5 protein-coding genes are annotated in these 2,754 nt (G+C 40.8%); all 5 read left to right on the top strand.

From position 1 onward, the window contains the following. The first annotated feature begins 118 nt into the window (after nt 1–118). The 5 genes from B5D54_RS16665 (at nt 119) to B5D54_RS17395 (ending at nt 2,608) form a co-directional block, all read left to right on the top strand. On the top strand, nt 119–397 hold the full coding sequence (locus tag B5D54_RS16665) for a hypothetical protein (protein WP_001012254.1): 279 nt from the start codon (nt 119–121) through the stop codon (nt 395–397). A gap of 265 nt (nt 398–662) precedes the next feature. After that, complete coding sequence (locus B5D54_RS16660) at nt 663–920, top strand: type II toxin-antitoxin system Phd/YefM family antitoxin (protein WP_000861987.1); 258 nt, start codon at nt 663–665, stop codon at nt 918–920. Beyond that, nucleotides 908–1,210 (top strand): type II toxin-antitoxin system RelE/ParE family toxin, encoded by a 303-nt coding sequence (locus tag B5D54_RS16655; RefSeq protein WP_078927641.1) that lies wholly within the window; start codon nt 908–910, stop codon nt 1,208–1,210. Before B5D54_RS16660 ends, B5D54_RS16655 begins: the two co-directional genes overlap by 13 nt. 245 nt (nt 1,211–1,455) lie before the next feature. Continuing rightward, the gene (locus B5D54_RS16645; protein ID WP_078927640.1) at nt 1,456–1,743 is read left to right on the top strand and encodes a hypothetical protein; all 288 of its coding nucleotides are present in this window, start codon (nt 1,456–1,458) and stop codon (nt 1,741–1,743) included. Nucleotides 1,744–1,882: 139 nt separating this feature from the next. Beyond that, entirely contained in the window at nt 1,883–2,608 is a 726-nt protein-coding gene (locus B5D54_RS17395; protein WP_039438385.1) for a hypothetical protein, read from the top strand. The last annotated feature ends 146 nt before the right edge of the window (nt 2,609–2,754 follow it).

Below are 2,754 nucleotides of genomic sequence, written 5' to 3'. Positions count from 1 at the left end.
CGAAATAGGAAGCACTCAGCGTTGGGCTACGTGAGTCCCGTCGAGTTCGAAAGTGTGTAGTTATGTTGTGTCCACTTTTCGTGGGGTACACTAATGCCAATACAGATAGGAAGTAAAAATGAACTTTGTATATGAATTTCTATATGTGCTTTCACTATCGAAACGCACTCAATTAGCACTGATTCTTGGTGTCGTTTTTCACTTCGTAATTTTATTGGTCGGCAAATACTATATCGCTGAAATTGAGTTCCAAGGAGTAATGAAACCTTTGGAAGATGCCATAGTTGGGAAGTTATTACATAAATACGACAAGGTAGCGTTGTTTGCCTTGATTTCGTTCTGGGTCTTGGCTTTTAAATGTTACCGCAAAGATCGCAAAAGGCTATACAGCTTGTAGCCTTTACTTTAGGTGCTTACTAAGGGACTTTTAGACTTTGTGAACAGGCACTTAGTATATGAATCCAAGGCATATAACAAACGCTTCAAGAGGGACAGCCAACGCGCGGCATTTTTACTATGCGTTGGTTTGTGTGTTTACGGTGTTATGCGGAAGCTTAGTCGTCGCGTTGGCTGCCCCTTAAGCGGGCGTTAGCCGTTTGAAAGCTTGCTATGCTTAGAGTGATAGAATAGTATCACTTTGTTATTTCTTTGGAGCAGCTCAAATGAAAGTAGAACTCGTGACGTCACTAAAACGGCAGGCCACTAAGATCCTTGCCGATCTTCATGATACGAAAGAGCCAGTACTGATAACTGAGCACGGAAAGCCGTCAGCTTACCTTATTGATGTAGATGATTATGAATTTATGCAAAATCGTCTAGCGATCCTCGAAGGCATTGCTCGTGGCGAACGAGCTTTAGCGGATGGCAAAGTGGTCAGCCATCAAGATGCTAAGGACAGAATGTCAAAATGGTTGAAATAATTTGGACGGAGCCGGCTCTATCCGATCTGAATGATATTGCTGAATACATCGAACTTGAAAATGCCGTGGCTGCTAAACAACTGGTTCAAACCGTGTTTACAAAAGTTGAACGTTTGGCCGATTTTCCAGAGTCTGGGCGCGTCCCACCAGAACTAGAACACCTCAACTATCGTGAAGTCGTTGTAAATCCATGTCGTGTTTTCTACAAGTATGATGATGAAAAGGTTCGTATTCTTTTTGTTATGCGTGCGGAGCGAGATTTGCGTCGGTTAATGCTAACGAAACAGTAGGTTTGGTAAAAACGGCTAACAAACGCTTCAAGAGGGACAGCCAACGCGTGGCATTTTTATTATGCGTTGGCTTTTGTGATTACAGTGTTATGCGGAAGCTTGGTAGTAGCGTTGGCTGCCCCTTAAGCGGGCGTTATGTGTTAATGCGATTTCGGGACATTTCTCGTAAAAGTTAATGGCAAAGTAGTACATCCGATTCATATGACTAAGCTTAATGAAACCAACGTTGGCATCAAGGAGGTTAGATGACGAAGTTTCAGGATAAATGGTTTAAAAGATGGGAAAGCAAAAGGCGTAAAGGACTGATCTATTATACTTTTACTCAGACACTTATTATGGGCGGAGCGGTTGTTGTCGGTAGGTTTTTGGGTGTGGCTTTCTTCACCAATCAGAGTCAATGGGAAGAGTTTTTCACTGGTCTACCTATATTGGCAATAATTTTTTTTGGTATTGGTATTCCGTTTAATGCTATAGCTTGGTTTATTTGTGAAAAACGATATCAAAACCTTTTAAATGAGCGGAAAAACACATAACAAGGCGTTAAAGAGGGACAGCCAACGCGTGGCATTTTTACTATGCGTTGGTTTTTATAGTTACAGTGTTATGCGGAAAGTTAGTAGTAGCGTTGGCTGCCCCTTAAGCGGGCGTTAGGTTTAGTTCAAAGGATTGTTAATGAGCAAGGTATTTGGAGTTATTTCTTTAGCAGCGGTGGCGTCATTCTTTTTTTTAGTAAGTGTTGCTGGTGAAAACAGTCGTGCAGACGAGATTATAGGTGAATTATTCATCAAGCTTAAGAATGAAGACTTCTCAAGTGAATGCATTAAGGTTGTTACTGGTAACGACCAAAACTTCGATTCACACTGTGATCAAGATATGTTTGTTTTCACTGTTAGCTTGCTGAAACGATTTGATTTACTGGACAGTAGCAACTTTTCCATTAATCTCAAAAAAGAAAATTACTGGTTCCCTTTTATCAATAATCAAGGGATAAGGGTAAGCATAAACCTGTCGCAGACTGAGAAAAGTAGTTTTTTTAAGCTATCAAATGACCTCGACTATGTAGCAGATCTATTTGTCATCAAACGGACAGGTTTTAAGTGGCAGATAGATTCAATTACTATAAATGAACCCGAGTTAGCGAAAATTTTCAACGACACTAAGAAGCAAATCGATTTCAAAAAGTACCTTGTCCAGCTAGATTCTGGCTATCAGCTAAATGAAATAATCATACATGAAGGGGAATTTACTGATACAGACCGGCTATTACTTAAATTCAGCGTAGAAAAACTGCTCAAGTACTTCGAGTCCCAAAAACCTAACAAACTGCTTAAGAGGGATTCGCAATGCGTGGCATTTTCAGCATGCGGTGAGTTGCGTGACTACGATGGTATGCGGTAGCTTTTGCAGTGCATTGCTCACCCCTTAGCAGGGCGTTATGTTGCAATTGACAGTAGCACACATTATCGTATCTGAAAGTATCGATAAATCAGGATATTGAATTTATGTACCAGCTGCGATGCACAAAGAAAGTTCAAGATGCGCTA

This window comes from Vibrio cincinnatiensis DSM 19608 (genome assembly GCF_900167345.1).
GTDB lineage: Bacteria > Pseudomonadota > Gammaproteobacteria > Enterobacterales > Vibrionaceae > Vibrio > Vibrio cincinnatiensis.
Note: the sequence above shows the minus strand (reverse complement) of the source record. Positions and strands in the feature narration are given on the sequence as shown.